Origin of the sequence: Curtobacterium sp. MEB011, assembly GCF_030209655.1 — a bacterium.
GTDB classification, from domain to species: Bacteria; Actinomycetota; Actinomycetes; order Actinomycetales; family Microbacteriaceae; genus Curtobacterium; species Curtobacterium poinsettiae.
The window spans coordinates 52704-68772 of record NZ_JARVRN010000009.1; the positions used below are offsets into that span (position 1 = coordinate 52704).

At 71.4% G+C, this 16069-nt stretch carries 16 protein-coding genes and 2 tRNA genes; 6 read left to right on the forward strand and 12 right to left on the reverse strand.

All coding sequences use genetic code 11. The features are described from left to right. Position 1: 1 nt before the first annotated feature. The 5 genes from QRN30_RS11875 (at position 2) to QRN30_RS11895 (ending at position 5015) form a co-directional block, all read left to right on the forward strand. On the forward strand, positions 2-1228 hold the full coding sequence (locus QRN30_RS11875; RefSeq protein ID WP_056068318.1) for a PucR family transcriptional regulator: 1227 nt from the start codon (positions 2-4) through the stop codon (positions 1226-1228). 93 nt (positions 1229-1321) lie between these two features. Beyond that, positions 1322-2263 carry an ACP S-malonyltransferase gene (locus tag QRN30_RS11880; RefSeq protein WP_056068316.1) on the forward strand — a complete coding sequence of 314 codons (942 nt, stop codon included), beginning with the start codon at positions 1322-1324 and terminating at the stop codon, positions 2261-2263. Beyond that, positions 2260-3312 carry a beta-ketoacyl-ACP synthase III gene (locus QRN30_RS11885; protein WP_017886711.1) on the forward strand — a complete coding sequence of 351 codons (1053 nt, stop codon included), beginning with the start codon at positions 2260-2262 and terminating at the stop codon, positions 3310-3312. The genes QRN30_RS11880 and QRN30_RS11885 overlap by 4 nt, the downstream gene beginning before the upstream one ends. 122 nt (positions 3313-3434) lie before the next feature. Beyond that, the gene (locus tag QRN30_RS11890; protein WP_017886710.1) at positions 3435-3683 is read left to right on the forward strand and encodes an acyl carrier protein; all 249 of its coding nucleotides are present in this window, start codon (positions 3435-3437) and stop codon (positions 3681-3683) included. Between the two features lie 87 nt (positions 3684-3770). Further along, complete coding sequence (locus QRN30_RS11895) at positions 3771-5015, forward strand: beta-ketoacyl-[acyl-carrier-protein] synthase family protein (RefSeq protein ID WP_017886709.1); 1245 nt, start codon at positions 3771-3773, stop codon at positions 5013-5015. Between the two features lie 222 nt (positions 5016-5237). Here QRN30_RS11895 and QRN30_RS11900 read toward each other — a convergent pair whose 3' ends face one another. From QRN30_RS11900 to QRN30_RS11925, 6 genes are all read right to left on the reverse strand, one after another. Then, positions 5238-5738, reverse strand: coding sequence for a DUF3145 domain-containing protein (locus tag QRN30_RS11900; protein ID WP_031259468.1), 501 nt, complete (start codon positions 5736-5738; stop codon positions 5238-5240). 158 nt (positions 5739-5896) lie between these two features. Further along, entirely contained in the window at positions 5897-6742 is an 846-nt protein-coding gene (locus QRN30_RS11905) for a DUF1684 domain-containing protein (protein WP_284761131.1), read from the reverse strand. Beyond that, on the reverse strand, positions 6739-7863 hold the full coding sequence (locus tag QRN30_RS11910; RefSeq protein ID WP_017886706.1) for an AI-2E family transporter: 1125 nt from the start codon (positions 7861-7863) through the stop codon (positions 6739-6741). Before QRN30_RS11910 ends, QRN30_RS11905 begins: the two co-directional genes overlap by 4 nt. A 7-nt stretch (positions 7864-7870) precedes the next feature. Continuing rightward, positions 7871-7945, reverse strand: a tRNA-Ile gene (locus QRN30_RS11915). 13 nt (positions 7946-7958) lie between these two features. Further along, the gene (locus QRN30_RS11920) at positions 7959-9170 is read right to left on the reverse strand and encodes a glycosyltransferase (RefSeq protein ID WP_284761132.1); all 1212 of its coding nucleotides are present in this window, start codon (positions 9168-9170) and stop codon (positions 7959-7961) included. A 131-nt stretch (positions 9171-9301) separates the two neighbouring features. Continuing rightward, positions 9302-10216, reverse strand: coding sequence for a DMT family protein (locus tag QRN30_RS11925; protein WP_017886704.1), 915 nt, complete (start codon positions 10214-10216; stop codon positions 9302-9304). 39 nt (positions 10217-10255) lie between these two features. On the opposite strand from QRN30_RS11925, the gene def reads away from it, so the two are divergent. Then, positions 10256-10831: a peptide deformylase gene (def, locus tag QRN30_RS11930; protein ID WP_017886703.1), complete on the forward strand. Its 576-nt coding sequence runs from the start codon at positions 10256-10258 to the stop codon at positions 10829-10831. A 58-nt stretch (positions 10832-10889) separates the two neighbouring features. Here def and QRN30_RS11935 read toward each other — a convergent pair whose 3' ends face one another. From QRN30_RS11935 to QRN30_RS11960, 6 genes are all read right to left on the reverse strand, one after another. Beyond that, positions 10890-11378 (reverse strand): hypothetical protein, encoded by a 489-nt coding sequence (locus tag QRN30_RS11935; RefSeq protein WP_140447958.1) that lies wholly within the window; start codon positions 11376-11378, stop codon positions 10890-10892. A gap of 51 nt (positions 11379-11429) precedes the next feature. Then, positions 11430-12140, reverse strand: coding sequence for a pentapeptide repeat-containing protein (locus tag QRN30_RS11940; RefSeq protein ID WP_259552371.1), 711 nt, complete (start codon positions 12138-12140; stop codon positions 11430-11432). Next, positions 12137-13669 carry a hypothetical protein gene (locus QRN30_RS11945; protein WP_017886700.1) on the reverse strand — a complete coding sequence of 511 codons (1533 nt, stop codon included), beginning with the start codon at positions 13667-13669 and terminating at the stop codon, positions 12137-12139. The genes QRN30_RS11940 and QRN30_RS11945 overlap by 4 nt, the downstream gene beginning before the upstream one ends. 129 nt (positions 13670-13798) lie before the next feature. Then, a tRNA-Asn gene (locus QRN30_RS11950) sits at positions 13799-13871 on the reverse strand. Between the two features lie 115 nt (positions 13872-13986). Next, positions 13987-14997 (reverse strand): D-isomer specific 2-hydroxyacid dehydrogenase family protein, encoded by a 1011-nt coding sequence (locus QRN30_RS11955; protein ID WP_254783322.1) that lies wholly within the window; start codon positions 14995-14997, stop codon positions 13987-13989. After that, positions 14994-15923, reverse strand: coding sequence for an ATP-binding cassette domain-containing protein (locus tag QRN30_RS11960; protein WP_017886698.1), 930 nt, complete (start codon positions 15921-15923; stop codon positions 14994-14996). Before QRN30_RS11960 ends, QRN30_RS11955 begins: the two co-directional genes overlap by 4 nt. Between the last annotated feature and the right edge of the window lie 146 nt (positions 15924-16069).

Sequence of the window (16069 nt, forward strand, 5' to 3'; positions counted from 1 at the left end):
CGTGACGACGGTCCGCCCGGACCACGAGAGCCAGGAGAGCGCGCGTGAGCGTGCGCTCTCCTGGCTCCGTCAGGTGTCCGGAGAACTCTCCACCGCGACCATCAAGCGGCTCGAGGAAACCCTCCCCTGGTACAGCGAGATGCCACCGGGGCGCCGCTCCGCCGTGGGCCTCGTCGCCCAGGCCGGCATCACGTCGTTCATCAGCTGGCTCGAGGGCACTGCGTCGACGCCGTGGATCGCCGCGGCCGACGTCTTCGGGTCCGCCCCACGGGAGCTCCTGCGCTCGGTGAGCCTGCAGCAGACCCTGCAGCTCATCCGCGTCGTCGTCACCGTGGTCGAGGAACGCGCCGCCGACGACGAGATGCTGCAGGAGGCGATCCTCAAGTACTCCCGTGACATCGCGTTCGCGGCCGCCGACGTCTACGCCCGCGCGGCCGAGGCCCGGGGCCTGTGGGACGCCCGGCTCGAAGCCCTCGTGGTCGACTCGATCCTCTCGGGCGAGTACGACGACGAACTGCCGTCCCGCATCGCCGCCCTCGGGTGGCACGGGCACGGCGAGGTCGCGGTGCTCGTCGGCACCGCGCCGAAGCAGCTCGAGGTCGACCAGGTCCGTCGCACCGCACGGCACATGGACGCCGACGTGCTCGTCGGGGTCCAGGGATCGCGGCTCGTCGTGGTCATCGGTCGCGCCACCCCGCGTGACGACGTGCCCGAGGGCGAGGAGCCCGTCTCCTTCACGACCATCGCGCAGGCCCTCGAACCGCTGTTCGGCGACGGCCACCTGGTCCTCGGCAACGAGGTCCCCGGGGTCGTCGACGCCTCGACCAGCGCGAAGGCCGCCTTGGCCGGGTTCGCCGTCGCGCGTGCCTGGCGCGGTGTCCCCCGTCCGGCCCTCGCCGACGACCTGCTCCCTGAGCGCGCCCTGGCCGGTGACCCGCTGGCCCGCTCGGCCCTGGTCCAGCGCATCTACGTCCCGCTCAAGGACCAGTCGACCGAGCTCCTGCAGACGCTGTGGTGCTACCTGGACACCGGCCGCTCGCTCGAGGCCACCGCCAGGGAGCTCTTCGTGCACCCGAACACCGTGCGCTACCGCCTGCGCCGCGTCGCCGACATCATCGGCTGGGACGCCACGAACGCCCGGGACGCCCTGATCGTGCAGTCGGCGCTCATCCTCGGCGCGATGTCGGAGTCCGCGACCGGCCGTCGCCGCATCACACCCCGACGCTGACGCGCCGGGGCGTAGAGAACCGACAATGTCCCACCGGGATTCGTGTGGGAAGTCCACACGTGCCCTGTGGGGCGAGAACGCGAGGATTGTCCGGTGATCGTCGTCGTCGCGCCCGGACAGGGCTCCCAGACCCCCGGCTTCCTCGCCCCCTGGCTCGAGGACGCCACCGTTCGTGAACGCGTCGGGCAATGGTCGGAGTCGATCGGCGTCGACCTCGCCGAGCACGGCACGAACTCCGACGCGGACACCATCAAGGACACCGCGCTCGCACAGCCCCTCATCGTGGCCGCCGGCCTGGTGACCGCCGACGCACTGCTCGCCGAGGGCCGTCGTGCCCTGGTGGGCGGGGTCGCCGGACACTCGGTGGGCGAGTTCACCGCCGCCGCGGTCGCCGGGATCCTCGAGCCGACCGACGCCGTCGCCCTGGTCGCCGAGCGCGGCCGGGCCATGGCCGACGCCGCAGCGCTCGAACCGACCTCGATGGCCGCCGTCCTCGGTGGCGACGCCGATGCGGTCGCCGCCGCCCTCGCCGAGCACGGCCTGGTGCCCGCGAACCACAACGGTGGCGGCCAGACCGTCGTCGCCGGCGCCGCGGACGCCATCGCCGCCCTCGCCGCAGCCCCGCCCGCCAAGGCCCGGGTCATCCCCCTCGCCGTCGCCGGCGCGTTCCACACCCGCTACATGGCGCCCGCCGTCGAGCGGGTCGCACCGGTGGCGGCCTCCGCTGCCGTGCAGGACCCGACCCTGCCGATCTGGACCAACGCCGACGGCTCCCGGGTGGACGACGGCCGACGCTTCGTCGACCTGATGGTCCAGCAGATCGCGAACCCCGTGCACTGGGACGCGGTCATGGAGTCCTTCTCCGCCGCCGGCGTGACCGGCATCATCGAGCTCGCACCCGCCGGTGCCCTCGTCGGCCTGGCGAAGCGCGGCCTCCGCGGCACGCCGACCGTCGCCATCAAGACCCCCGACGACCTGCCTGCAGCGATCGACCTGCTGCAGCGCGCGGGCCAGGAAGCAGACGCAACCGCATGACCGACCCGACCACCCCGACGGACGCCCCCACGGGCCTCCCGACCGGATCCGCGCGCCCGCTGCTCCAGCAGCGCCGCGGCCACGAGTTCACCCGGATCCTGGCGTTCGGCGCCGCCCGCGGCGAGAACGTCGTGCCGAACGACGACCTCGTCGGCCCGATCGACTCGTCCGACGAGTGGATCCGCCAGCGCACCGGCATCATCACCCGCAAGCGTGCCGGCGAGGACGTCGAAGCCGTCGACCTCGCCGAGACCGCCGCACGCGAGGCGATCGAGAAGGCCGGCATCGAGCCGTCCCAGATCGGCGTCGTGCTCGTGAGCACCGTCACGCACACCGTCGCCACCCCGTCGATGGCGTCGCTGCTCGCCGAACGCATCGGTGCCACCCCGGCCGCCGCGTACGACATCAGCGCCGCCTGCGCCGGGTACGCCTACGGCATCGCCCAGGCCGACTCGTTCATCAAGTCCGGGCTCGCCGACCACGTGCTGGTCGTCGGGGCCGAGAAGCTCAGCGACGTCGTCGACCCGACCGACCGCTCGATCTCGTTCCTGCTCGGGGACGGTGCCGGCGCCGCCGTGATCGGCCCGAGCGACTTCCCGGGCATCGCCCCCACCATCTGGGGCTCGGACGGCTCGAAGTGGGACGCCATCGGCATGACCGCGACCTACAACGAGTGGGAGGCCGGTGCACCCCGCCCGACCATGCGCCAGGCCGGCCAGACGGTGTTCCGCTGGGCCGTCTGGGAGATGGTCAAGGTCGCCCGACAGGCGCTCGAGACCGCCGGGGTCCGCCCCGAGGACCTCGCAGCCTTCGTGCCGCACCAGGCGAACATCCGCATCATCGACGAGTTCGCCAAGCAGCTCGGCCTGCCCGAGACGGTGACGATCGCCCGCGACATCACCACCACCGGCAACACCTCCGCCGCGAGCATCCCGCTCGCCACGCACCGCCTGCTCGAGGAGCACCCGGACCTGTCGGGCGGTCTCGCCCTGCAGATCGGCTTCGGCGCTGGACTCGTGTTCGGCGCCCAGGTGGTCGTCCTCCCCTGATCCCACCCCGGTCGCGCACCCGCGCGACCGGTCCCCATCCCGACGAGCCTCCGCGCACCCGGACCCCGCGTGCCCTAGGCTGGTCAACGGTCAAACGACACCCCCCTTCAAGGAGAACACTCATGGCCCTGTCCAACGAAGAAGTCCTCGCCGGCCTGGCCGAGCTGATCAACGACGAGACCGGTATCGCCACCGACACCGTCGCCGCCGACAAGTCCTTCACGGACGACCTCGACATCGACTCCATCTCGATGATGACCATCGTGGTCAACGCCGAGGAGAAGTTCGACGTGAAGATCCCGGACGAAGAGGTCAAGAACCTCAAGACCGTCGGCAACGCGGTCGACTACATCGTCAAGGCCCAGGCCTGACACGAGCTTCCTGAGCGCCGCGGCCCGCGGACCCCTGCGGGCCGCGGCGCTCATCTTGTTCACCCCAACGAAAGAACACGTCGTCCCATGACCAAGAAGACCGTCGTCGTCACCGGGATCGGTGCGATCTCACCCCTCGCCGCGACCGCCCCGGACACCTGGGACGCGCTGCTCGCCGGCAAGTCCGGCATCACCCGCATCGAGGACCCCCGCTACGCCGACCTCGAACTCCCCGTGGAGTTCGCCGGCCAGGCGCGCACCTTCCTCACCGACCAGCTCACCCGCCCCGAGTCGAAGCGCCTCGACCCCTCGTCGCAGCTGTCGCTCGTCGCAGCGCGCGAAGCATGGGCCGACGCCGGCATCGACGACGAGTCGGTCGTCCCCGAGCGCTTGATCGTCGACTGGGCAACGGGCATCGGTGGCGTGAACACGCTGCTCGACGCCTGGGACACCCTGCGCGAGAAGGGCCCGCGTCGCGTCCTGCCGATGACGGTCCCGATGCTCATGGCGAACGGTCCCGCCGCCGCCATCGAGATGGAGTTCGGCGCCCGTGGCGGCGCCCGCACCTACCTGTCGGCGTGCGCCTCGTCGACCGAGTCGCTGGCCGAGGCCTACCGGCACATCGCCGACGGCGACGCCGACATCGTCATCACCGGTGGCGCCGAGGCCGCGCTGCACCCGCTCCCGCTGGCCGCGTTCGCCGCCATGCAGGCCCTGTCGCGCCGCAACGACTCCCCCGAGACCGCGTCGCGCCCCTACGACGTCACGCGTGACGGCTTCGTCCTCGGTGACGGCGCCGCGGCGCTCATCCTCGAGTCGAAGGAGCACGCCGAGGCCCGCGGCGCGACCATCTACGCCGAGGTCGCCGGCTCCGGCATCACCTCGGACGCCTTCCACATCACCGCGCCGGACCCCGAGGGCAGCGCCGCCGCCCGTGCGGTCCTGCAGGCCCTCGAGCACGCCGACGCGAGCATCGAGGACGTCGTGCACGTCAACGCGCACGCCACCTCGACCCCCGTCGGGGACGTCGCCGAGTACCACGCGATGCGTCGGGTCTTCGGCGACCACCTGGACAACGTCGTGGTGTCGGCCACCAAGGCGTCCACGGGCCACCTGCTCGGTGGTGCCGGTGCGATCGAGGCGGTCTTCACCGTCCTCGCGCTGCACAACCGCGTCGCGCCGCCGACGATCAACCTGCACGACCAGGACCCGGAGATCGTCATGGACGTCGCCCGCGAACCGCGTGCGCTGCCCGAAGGCGACCTGCTCGCCGTCAGCAACTCGTTCGGCTTCGGCGGACACAACGCCGTGGTCGCGTTCCGCAGCGTCTAGTCACGGCAGCACCTGCCAGGAGGCCCGTCCCGCGTCATCGGGGCGGGCTTCCGTCGTTCCGGTGCCCGGGTCAGCCCCCCGTCCACACGCCGTCGTGTCGCTGCCGCGCCCTGGGAACGACGAGACGCCGCCGTATTCGGCGGCGTCTCGAGTCTGTGGCGGTGTCCGGGCGACACGCCGGCGTCCGGCGCACCCGACACGCCGGCGTGTGGCGAGTCCGGGTCAGCCGACGCGGTGCAGCCAGACGACCGGGTTGCCCTCGGCGGCGTGGCGGAAGGGCTCGAGCTCGTCGTCCCAGGCCTGCCCGAGGGCCAGTCGCAACTCACGGTGCAGTTCGAGGGCGTTGCTGCCCGCGACCTCCATCGCGTAGCGCACCCGGTCCTCGGGGATGACCATGTTGCCCGTGACGTCGGTCTGCGCGTAGAACACCCCGAGGTCGGGCGTGTGCATCCAGCGACCACCGTCCGAGGCGCTCGTCGGCTCCTCGGTGACCTCGTACCGCAGGTGCTCCCACCCGCGCAGGGCAGAGGCGATCGCGGCACCGGCACCGACCGCACCGGTCCACGTGAACTCGGTCCGACGCGCACCGTCCTGTGCGGGCTGGTCGAGCCACGAGAAGTTCACGGCGCGGTTCATCGCGCGACCTGCTGCCCATTCGACGTGCGGGCAGAGCGCGCGGGGTGAGGAGTGCACGTAGAGCACTCCTGTCGTCGTTCCGTTCACGGTTCCTCCGATACGTCAGGTGCGACTTCCCCATCGACCTGGTGCGGAGGATCCTGACCCGAGGGGCCACGGAACCATCGGTATGCGATTGTGATGTCCCGACGGGACACGCCCATTATGCAGCGCCACGCCTGGGAACGGCAAGGACCCGACCGGGTTCAGTGCAGGACGGCACCGCTCGCGTCGACCGGGTGCCGCTCCCCCGCCGTGATCGGCACGGGGACACGGTTCTCCTCCGGAGGGATCGGGCAGGCGTACTGGTACGAGAACGCGCACGGCGGCAGGACCAGCAGGTTCCAGTCGAGCTCGACCGTGGACTCGGCGCCGGGGTCGTCGAGGTACAGGAACCGACCCATCGAGTAGCTGCTGCTCGGGTCGTCCTCGGCCAGGGCACTCGTGGCGTCCTGCACGATGAGCTGCAGTCTCGCGACTCCGCGGAACGCGGCCGACCGGACAGCGACGAACCGCACCGTGGCGCCGTCCACGACGGTCTCGACGTGTCCGGCAACCGGCAGGGCGTCGCCGGCGGCGTCGCGGACGCTGCCACGGGCCTCCTGACCGTCGTCCACCAGCGGGACGTACGTGCCGGACGTCACCCGGTCGCCGGACCGCGCGAAGCGGGCGATGTGCGCGAAGCGGGCGATCGCCTCGGACGACGGGTCCCAGACACGCAGGGTGTCGCCGGTGACGGTGCCGGCGAAGCCGTCCGGCAACGCGACGGTGGACGGGACGACGGCGGTGTCCCCCGCGACCAGGACCGTCCCGTCGACCGGCACGCCGTCCACGATGACGCCGTCGGACGCCTCGGCCGTGACGGTGAGTCCGCCGGGCGCCGGAGCCCAGGTGCCGGGGACCGGCCAGACCGGCTGCGGGTGGTCGACGTGTTGCGCGTTCACCAGGGCGAGCGGTCCGCGAGCACTGCGCGCCCAGCGGTCACGTTCGTCGACGTGCTCGGCGAAGGCGGCGACCGCGGCGTCGGCGGTCGCGCCGTCGCCGCGCGTCACGACTGTTCCTGGCGGGGGTAGATGACCTTCTGCACGATGATGATGACCGACGCCGCGACGGGCAGGGCCACGAGTGCGCCGAGCACACCGCCGATGGTGCCGCCCGCGACGGCGGCGATGACCACGAGCGCACCGGGTACCTGGACCGCTCGCGACATGATGCGCGGCGAGATCAGGTAGGCCTCGACCTGCATGTACACCAGGTAGTAGATCGCCGCGGCGAGGGCGGTCGCCGGTGACGCGAAGAAGCAGAGCAACGAGATCACGATCGCGGCGGCCAACGTGCCGACGAGCGGGATGAGCGAACCGAGGAACGCGAACGACGCGAGCAGCACCGGCAGCGGCGCCCCGATGATGAGCAGGAAGAAGAAGCTGAGGATGCCGTTGATGAGCGCCTGGGACACCTGCCCGACGACGTAGCGACCGACCGCCTGCGTGATCTGCTCGCTCACGTCGATGAAGTTCTGACGACGCGACGCCGGGACGAACCGGTACGCCGCACGCTTCATGCCCCGCATCGACGCGAGGAAGTAGAGCATCAGGATGATGACGATGAGCGCCCCGGTGACCCCGGACAGGATCCCGCTGCCGACCGCCAGGATCCCGCCGCCGACACTGAGCAGGTTGCCCGGCTTCTCGACGAAGGACTGCAGCGACTGCAGCGCGTGGTCGATGTCGAACGATCCGGCGAACTGCTTCGACAGGTCCTGCACCCACTGCTGCTGCGAGATGTCCTGCACGATCTCGGGGAAGTTCTGGATCAGGTTCGACGCCTGGTCCACCAGGATCGGCACCACGGCGAACACGATGCCGGCGAAGGCCCCGAGCACCCCGACCACGACGATCGTGATGGCCGCCCACCGCGGGATGATCCGCTCGAGGAACGACACGAGCGGGTCGATGCCGAGCGCCAGGAACAGCGCGACCCCGATGTAGACCAGGACCGTGCTCAGCTCGTTGATGATCGACCCGGCGAGCAGGGCGACGAGGACCCCGATGGCGCCCATGAACCCCAGGCGGAAGGCGTTCACGCGCACGCCGGTACCGCCACGGGTCACCTCGAAGGTGACGTTCGGTGTCGGTGCGTGGTCGTCCTGCGACGTGTCGCGCTTCCTTGGCATGTGCACGTAGGGCGGGCGGGACTCGAACCCGCGGATCGTTCGGTTATGAGCCGACTGCCTTGACCAGCTTGGCTACCGCCCCTCGCCGGAGGCCCTCAGGCCACCGGCTCACCACGATACAGCGACTCGAACGTCGACAGCGTGCGGTTGATGTCGTGCGCCTCGATCATGGCCAGACTGCGTTCCCGCATCGCGACGTAGTCGGACTCCGGGGCGGTGAGCACCGTCGTGAGCTTCGCCGCCAGGTCGTCCACGTCACCCGGGGTGAACAGGTACCCGTTGCCGTCGATCAGGTGCGGGAGCGCCATCGAGTCGGCGGCGACCACGGGGAGCCCGGACGCCATCCCCTCGAGCGAGGAGATGCTCTGCAGCTCGGCCGTCGACGGCATCGCGAACACCGTCGCGTTGGTCAGGGCCTCCTGCTTGCGCTCGTCCGAGACGAAGCCCAGGAACCGCACGCGGTCCTCGAGCCCGAGCTCCTTCGCCAGTGCGCTGAGCTTCGGGATCATCTCGCCGTCGCCGACGATGGTCAGGGTCGTGGCCAGCTCGGCCGGCAGCAGCGCCACGGCACGGACCAGGACGTCGAGGTTCTTCTCCGGGGCGACCCGGCCCACGAAGACGATGTCGTTGTTGACCGGGCGCCCCTCGCGCGCGACGTAGCGGGACGCGTCGATGCCGCACGAGATCGCCAGGACCTGCTGGCCGGCGATGGCCTTCCGCAGGTAGTCGGCGGCCAGGTTGGTCGGCGTCGTGATCGTGTCGGCCAGCCGGTAGGTCTTGGCGGCGTCGCTCCACGCGATCTTCAGCGCGAGGGGCAGCGTCCACTTGCCGAACGGCGTGTACTCGAGCAGGTTCTCCGGCATGAAGTGGTTCGTCGCGATGACCCGGATGCCGCGGTCGTTCGCCTCGTGCACGATGCCACGACCGATGACCACGTGCGACTGGATGTGCAGCACGTCGGGCTTGACCGCGTCGAGGATCGGGGCGGTCCACTTCCGGACGCTCCACGGCCACACGAAGCGCAGCCACGGGTGCAGCGGCCACTTGTACGACTTCAGGCGGTGCACGACGAGGGTGACGCCGTGGTGCTCCTCGTCGAAGGTGCCGTAGTGGCGGCTCGACGCCGGGGCCACGATGTGCACCTCGTGCCCGCGCTCGGCCAGTCCGACGGCGAGCTGCTCGGCGAAGGTCGCGGCGCCGTTGACGTCGGGGGCGAAGGTGTCCGCTGCGATCAGCACGCGCAGCGGTCGGTGACCGCCCGTCGCACCCGTCGGTCCGGCGGTGGCGGTGGTGGCGTCTCCTGACACGGCTGAGTTCGTCCTCTCGTGGGCGATGGCTGGTCGGCTGTGACGCTATCGCACCAGGATCGACGGTCGCGTCAGCCGCGCGGATGAGCGCCGCGACCACCGGGCGCCGAGCGCCGAGCGCGCCGCGGCCGTCAGGTCCGGGTCTGGGGGTGGTGCTTGGCGAGCAGGAACACCCCGGTGATGGCGATGCCCGCGGCGACCACGAACCCCGCCACCGCGAACCACGGCGCCCCCGTTGCCTCGCCGAGCACGATCACGCCGATGCCGACCGCGACGATCGGGTCGATGACGGTCAGCCCCGCGATCACCAGGTCGGCCGAGCCGCTGGAGTACGCGTTCTGCACGAAGTACCCGCCGAGCGACGCCGCGACGACCACGCCGACGATGGCGAGCACGGTCAACCAGTCGAAGGTGTGGTTCACGAACCGGTTCAGCACCACCTTGGCCAGCGTCGCCACGAAGCCGTAGAGCACGCCGGCGCCGACGATGTAGTACAGGGCGTTCCGGCGCTTGGCGACCAGGCGGAACGACACGAGCACCAGCACCAGCACGACCGCCAGGATCACCAGCACGGTGACGAGCTGCTGGCGGGTGATCGCGCTCTCGTGCCCGACGAACGCCGCGATCCCGACGAAGATGCCGACACCGATGATGCACGTCCACACGGCACGACGAGCACGACGTCCGAGCGGGATCCCCGACGCACGCGACGAGAACCACGTCGTGATCACCAGCGCCACGGCACCCAGCGGCTGCACGACGATCAGCGGCGCGAACGTGATGCTGATGAGCTGCAGCACCACCGCGATGCCGAGCATGAGCGTGCCGAGCACCCAGTAGCCGCTCGAGACGAGCCCCACCACGTGGCGGACGCTCAGCCCCTTCGACTGCCGACCGAGACGCGCTTCGACCCGCTGCACCCCACGGCTCTGGAACTGCGCCCCGAGCGACAGGAACACGGCACCGACCAGGGCCACCGGGATCATCAGCGCCTGGAACGGCGTGAGGTTGCTCACGGCGTCGGGCAGCTGGAGGTCCGTCGTCACGCGTCGAGGCTACCGTCCCCCGCCGGATAACCTGGGTGAATGGCCGTTCTCCCGATCCGCATCACCGGCGAACCCGTCCTGCACGAGCGTGCAGCCGAGGTCACCGCGTTCGATGACGACCTCCGTTCCCTCGTCGCCGACATGCTCGAGACCATGGACCTGGCACCGGGCGTCGGCCTGGCCGGACCGCAGGTGGGCGTCGGCAAGCGCCTGTTCGTGTACTCCTACACCGACGACGACGACGTGCTGCACCGGGGCGCCGCCGTGAACCCCGTCCTGTGGACCACGCCCCCGGTCCCCGAGTCCGTCGAGGAGCTCGACGAGGACGAGGAGTCCGAGGGCTGCCTGTCGATCCCGGGCGAGCGCTTCCCGCTCCGCCGCTCCGAGGGCGCCCTGCTGCGCGCCTCCGACGAGCACGGCACCCCGTTCGAGGTCGAGGCGCACGGCTGGCTGGCCCGCATCTTCCAGCACGAGTACGACCACCTGGACGGCTGGCTCTACGCCGACCGTCTCGTGCACCCCTACGGCAAGCAGGTCGCCAAGGCGATCCGCAAGAGCAGCTGGGGCGGCCCCGGCCAGTCCTGGCTGCCCGGTCGCGACCACCCCGAGGGCTGACGCCCGTCCCGCGGCCGTCGGTCGGTCGCGGGTCAGGCGGTCGGCCTGGAGGCCCGGGTCAGCCCCGGTACGCCGCCAGCGCGTCCCGCAGGCGGTCGGTCTCCGGGTGGCCCGGGCAGTACCGCAGGAGCCCCTCGGCCACGTGGGCACCGCGCTCGTCGGCGACCGCCGACGTCCACGGCGCCGAGTCCCGCACCGCGCAGGCGCTCGCGAGCTCGACCAGGGTCGCGTCACCGCGCGCCGCCGTCACCGCGGACTGCTGCTGGCTCGACGGCACCGAGCCGGTCAGCCGCTTCGCCGAGCAGTCGGCACGCGCGGCTTCCCACACCGCTGCGTAGGTCGTGTAGCTCGCGCGGTCAGCGCCGTCCCCGCCGCAGACGAACGCGAAGACGACCGGTGACGCGCCTGAACCCAGCCCGGTGTCCGAGCTCGTCGGGTCCTCGGACGCATCGGTGTCAGGGCCGACGCTGCTGCAGCCGGTGAGCACCGCCGTCACCGCCACGACGACGCCCAGCAGGGCGGATCGAGGGGAACGAGAACGGTGCACCTGTGAACGCTAACAGCATCCGCCGGGTACCAGCCGCACGAGCGACGTCGGTCAGGGTGTCGGGCCGGTGACCGTGATCGTCGCGCGCTGGTCGAGCCGACCACCGCGGTCGGCATCGGTGCTCATCCGGCAGCGCACCTGGGTGGTGCCGACCGGAGCCTGCACGTCCTGTCGGACGCAGCTCGTCGACGACACCCCGCGCGGCAGGTCGAGCCGGATGGGCACGGTCACCGGGTTGCCGTCGGGGCTCTGCAGCGTCCGGTCGGCGAGTTCCAGTGGCGTCCCCGTGACGGTCAGACCGGCCAGCTTCGCCTTGCTCAGGTCGATGCCGTCGATCTGCGCCCCGCTGATGTCGGCGACCGTCAGGTCCGCGCTGCCCAGGTCGGCGTCACGCAGGTCCGCCCCCCGCAGGTCCGCGCTGTACAGGTCGACACCACGCAGGTCCGCTCCGCGCAGGTTCGCCCCCTGCAGGTCGGCGCCGTAGAGCACGCTGTCACGCAGGTCCGAACCGCGCAGGTCCGCGCCGTGCAGGTCGGCCAGACGCAGGTCGACGGTGGCGAAGCGCACACCGGCGAGGTCCTGTTCCGGGCAGGTCGTGACGGCACCCGGCTCGGGCGCCGTGCGGACCGTGCACGAACCGATCTGGCGTTCCCCGGCGCTGGTCCCCCCGGTGCGCGCGAAGGCCGCGACGCCGATGACGACGAAGAACAGGATGGTCAGGGCAGCCACGACGACGCCGCGGAACCGTGCGGCGCGGTTCACGAGCGCACCCCCGTGAGCCACTGGGGCAGGACGTCGCGGGCCCAGCTCGAGTACCAGGCCGCCGAGTTGGCGTACGGGAAGAAGGCGCTGATCGGGTTGTAGAAGACGAAGAGCACGACACCCACCACGATCACGACGACCCACGCCACGGTGGCTGCGCGTCCGTGCAGCCGTCGGATCCACGAGGCGAGACCGAGCAGCACCACGGCCGCGATCATCGGCAGCACCGGCAACAGGTAGCGGCCCGAGAACGCGAAGTCCTGCCGGAGGTTCACCGCGGTCGCGGCGTTGAAGCACAGCACCGCCACCGTGTAGGCGACGGGGACGGCTGCCAGCCACCACATGGCCGCGTTCCGGAGCACCCGGCGCATCTGGGTCACCGCGATCGCCACGGCACCGACGCTGGCGACGGCGCCGAACAGCACGACGGCGGTGTTCGGGCGCCAGGGCAGCGACGGACCCCAGAAGAAGAAGAGCGACCGGAAGTAGGTGGTGATCCACATCCAGAGGAAGGAGACCGGCCGGAACGGTTCGAGCGTGCCGGCGGCGACCTCGAGGTCGTGGGTCCGGACCGCGTTGTAGTTCCGACGGAAGATGCCGAAGTTCATGCACGCGTCGCGGCTGTGGATCTCGGCGCAGTCGGGGTTGAGTGCCCGGTAGACGAGCAGGTTCACACCGAAGCGCTCGAGCACCAGGGCGAGCAACGCGCCGCCGATCACCACCAGGACGACGGACCGCCACGGCCGCTCGCGGAAGCCCGAGACGGCTCGACGCACGGGGTGCCGGAGCCACGAGAAACCGTCGACGCGGTACCGGAACAGCACGGCGAAGAAGGCTCCGGCCAGCACGAGCGGCGCCTGGGAGTACTTGAACATGAGCGCCAGCATCGCGGTGACGACCAGCCACGCGAGCGTTCGCAGTCCACCGCCACGGGCGACCTTGACCGCGACGGCGGCGAAGAGGAAGAAGGCGGCCATCGACGGCGCGTCGTAACTGATGGTGGCGGCCTGCCAGGCGTAGCGGCCGGTGGAAGCGGTCACCACGGTGGCGAGCAGGCCGATCGCCGTCGGGACCCCGGCGTTCCGGAACATCGCACGGAGGGCGTACAGACCGGCCCCGGCAGCCAGGACGTCGATGCTCCGCAGCACCATCACGGTCTGTTCCAGGTGGAGCCCGAGCGCCTGCGTCCCCTTCGCCGGGAACGACATCAGGTAGTAGTAGAGGTACGCCGGGAACCGCGTGACCTCGCCGAGCCACAGCTTCGACGCGTCGACGTCCTGCAGGAACGGGCCGGCGTTCCACGGGCGAGCCGCGTAGAGCATGATGTTGCCGATGTGCCGACGCTCGTCCGGGGCCGCCGAAGCAGGGACGTGGATCGTGACGGCGAACAGGAAGCCGACGAGCAGGAACGCCACGAGCACGACCACGAACGCGGTGCGGGAGGAGAGCACGCGGTTGGCCCGGTCCAGCAGACCCGTGGACCGGTCACCGGTCACACGTCCGGTGGCGGACTCGTGGGTCAACGACATCGAACAGTGGCCTTCCGTGGTTCTGGGTGCGCCCGCCCAGGCTAGCAGCGCGCCCCGCTGGGCCCGACGAGGGCATTCGGACCGTCGGGAACACAAAAGGTCCTCACCCCGAGGGGTGAGGACCTGTCGCTCCCCGAGTTGGACTCGAACCAACAACCTGCCGGTTAACAGCCGGCTGCTCTGCCAATTGAGCTATCGAGGATCACTGTCCGCTGGCGAATGACGTGCGAACAACGGGTAACAGCATAGCAGGACCCTGAGGCCCGCCACCGCATCGGACACGCCGCCCGGGCGCGCCGCGCGGCCGACCCCCGGAGTCAGTACCCGGCGACCGGGTCGACGACGCCGACGAAGCCCTCGCCGGCACCCCCGAGGAAGGCGGTGGTGTTGAGCCGGACGCGCTCGGCGAGCAGGGGCGCGACCATCTCCGGGGTGTCGGCCTGGTGCGGGGTGATGACCGCGCCGGGCTCGGACCAGAGCGGGTGGCCGTCGGGCAGCGGCTCCGGGTCGGTGACGTCGAGTCCCGCCGCGGCGATCTCCCCGGCACGCAACGCGGCGACCAGGGCATCGGTGTCGACGAGTCCGCCGCGCGCGATGTTCACGAGCCGAGCGGACGGCTTCATGATCCGGAATTGCCGCTCGCCGAAGAGCTTCGCGGTGCCCGAGGTCATCGCCGCCGCGATCATCACGACGTCGGCGTCGGGCAGGACCTGGTCGAGTTCGTCGGTGGTGACGGTCCGAGCGGCTCCCGGTACGGGGTCGGGCGAGCGACGCACCACGGTGGCCTCGACGTCGAACGGCGCGAGCAGCCGGAGGTACTCGAGCGCGATCCCGCCGGCACCGATGACGACGACGTTCCGCCCGTACAGCGAGACGCCCTCGGGCTCGGTCGCCCACGACGACGCACGGGCACGCTGCTGCAGGACCCGGAGCGTGCCGAGGGTCAGTGCCAGTGCGTGCTCGGCGACGGGCTCCGCGTAGGCGCCCTTCGCCGAGGTGAACAGCACGCGGTCGCCGTGCTCCTGGATCAGGTGCGCGAAGGCGTCGACGCCGGCGAACGGCAGCTGGACCCAACCGACCCCGGGCACGGACGACAGGGCGTCGGCCAGGCCGGACGGGTCGTGGGGGTCGAGCCAGACGATCCCGCGGGTGTCGGCGTCGAGCGGCGCGACGGTCCCACCGGCCGCGGTGACGGCGTCCACGTGCAGGTCGGTCGGCTCGGGCAGCACGGCGACGGGACCGGCCTGCGGGGCCTCGACCGGCAGCGGCGCACCCGAGGTGGGGACGACGGCACGGTGGCCGCGCGGGCCCTGGGTCGGGGTGCTCATGCGTTCTCCTGACGGTCGGTGCGCGGGCCGGTGCCGGCGGCGAGCGGACGGCGCGGCGCGGACGAGCGGCGGGCCGTCGTCGGCGCCGGACGGCGCTTCACACCACGCGCCGCGGTCGACGCGAGGGTCTTCACGTAGGGGTCGACGGGGTTGTCGAGGACCTCGTCGAAGGTGCCGAGCCCGACGAGCCGGGCATCGGCCATCACGGCGACGCGGTCGGCCAGCGCACGGGCCTCGCGCAGGTCGCTCGACACGACGACGGCGGAGAACTGTCGTCCGCGCTGCAGGGTCGCCAGGGCCTCGAGCACCGACTGCCGCACCAGGACGTCGACGCCGCGCGCGGGCTCGTCGGCGACCAGCAGCTGGGGTTCGAGCACGAGCGCCTTCGCCAGCGCCACCCGCTGGCGCTGACCGCTCGAGAGCTCCCACGTGTTCAGGCGCATCGTCCCGAGCGGCAGGTGCACGGCGTCGAGCAGCCGAGCCACGATGAGCCCTGCTTCACGCCGGTCGAACCGGCGGTCGCGTGCGTAGATCGGTTCGGCGACGGCCTCGCCGACGGTGAGGTCCGGGCTGAGCCGGTCTGCGCCGTCCTGCGGCAGGTAGCCGATCCGGCCGCTCAGCCGTTCGAGCTTGCGCGACGAGGGACGCAGGCCCCGGGTCTTCTGCCCGAGCACGGTCAGCTCGCCGCCGACGATGTGTCGGCGCAGCGCACCCTCGCCCTCGCCGTGGGATCCGAGCTGACCGGCGATGGCGGCGGCGAAGGTCGACTTGCCCGACCCCGACTCGCCGAGCAGGGCGAGGATCTCCCCCTGCCGCACCGATAGGCTCACGCCGTCGACGGCCCGGATGGACTCGCCCCCGCGTCCGCCCCGGTACTCGATCGACACGTCGTCCGCGACGACCGCCGGTCCGTTGACCGCGATCATGGGTCCCCTTCCACGCCGCCCCCTGGCGACGGTTCGCGACGGGCCGCCCTGGCAGGCCCGTCGTGCGTACAGCAGTGGAGGTGACCACCCTGGAGGCACGGCGTGCGTCGACGACGTCGGCCGGGCCTCCGGGGTGGGTCACGTCG

Coding starts and splice junctions, on each gene's coding strand:
- QRN30_RS11885 (WP_017886711.1), top strand. CDS start 2,260: ATGACCGACCCGACCACCCCGACGGACGCCCCCACGGGCCTCCCGACC.
- QRN30_RS11890 (WP_017886710.1), top strand. CDS start 3,435: ATGGCCCTGTCCAACGAAGAAGTCCTCGCCGGCCTGGCCGAGCTGATC.
- QRN30_RS11895 (WP_017886709.1), top strand. CDS start 3,771: ATGACCAAGAAGACCGTCGTCGTCACCGGGATCGGTGCGATCTCACCC.
- QRN30_RS11910 (WP_017886706.1), bottom strand. CDS start 7,863: ATGCCAAGGAAGCGCGACACGTCGCAGGACGACCACGCACCGACACCG.
- def (WP_017886703.1), top strand. CDS start 10,256: ATGGCCGTTCTCCCGATCCGCATCACCGGCGAACCCGTCCTGCACGAG.
- QRN30_RS11945 (WP_017886700.1), bottom strand. CDS start 13,669: ATGTCGTTGACCCACGAGTCCGCCACCGGACGTGTGACCGGTGACCGG.
- QRN30_RS11955 (WP_254783322.1), bottom strand. CDS start 14,997: ATGAGCACCCCGACCCAGGGCCCGCGCGGCCACCGTGCCGTCGTCCCC.
- QRN30_RS11960 (WP_017886698.1), bottom strand. CDS start 15,923: ATGATCGCGGTCAACGGACCGGCGGTCGTCGCGGACGACGTGTCGATC.